Source organism: Pedobacter sp. ASV12 (assembly GCF_016429155.1).
Classification (GTDB): Bacteria; Bacteroidota; Bacteroidia; order Sphingobacteriales; family Sphingobacteriaceae; genus Pedobacter.
The window spans coordinates 1-626 of the sequence record NZ_JAELUC010000236.1 but is presented as its reverse complement, the minus strand read 5'-3'; the positions used below and the strand labels follow the sequence as shown (position 1 = coordinate 626).

General features: G+C 41.2%; 1 protein-coding gene. It reads left to right on the top strand.

Annotated features, from left to right (window positions below):
* Positions 1-626 (top strand): DUF4932 domain-containing protein (locus JHD69_RS20085; protein WP_199142111.1); only part of this gene is annotated, 626 nt, incomplete at both ends.

The window sequence follows — 626 nt, the reverse complement described above, 5'->3', positions numbered from 1 at the left end:
AGGCTCTTCCAGTGCTCAGCTTGGATAGCGTCATTAATTTCCCAACAAAAACTTTATCTACCTCGTCGTTTAAGGGCAATAAACTGGTTGAGAGCGAGGTTTTTTTATTTCCGGCTAACACCGTCTCTGCAAGCCTAAAGATCGATAAAAATCCGATTACCACCTACAAGGCGGAGATCGAGGCCTTTGCAAAAAAAACCAGATTTAGGAAATTTTATGCTGATCACAAGCCGTATTACGAGGGCATTATTGCCGAATATGAAAAAAAGGCTAATCTGGGAAAACAGTGGAAGTGGCTGGAAAACAATTTTGAAACCAAAAAAAACAGTTATCTTATTTTATGTTCTCCGCTGATCAAGGGACTAAACTATACCGGACAATTTAACAACAATAACTTTTCGCTCATCCACATGAACCTGCCCCCTGTAGACAATGACCCAAAACTTACAAGCCTTGAAAATGAGCTGTTGAATACAAGGGTAATGTTTACCGAAATTGACCACAATTACGTGGGCGCACCGACAGAGGCAAATAAGGAGCTAATCCGTCAGGTTTTTGCCGACCGAAAAAAATGGGTGGATGAAAAAGCCAGGGGTACATCTTCATATCCTAACCCTGTTAAGGTA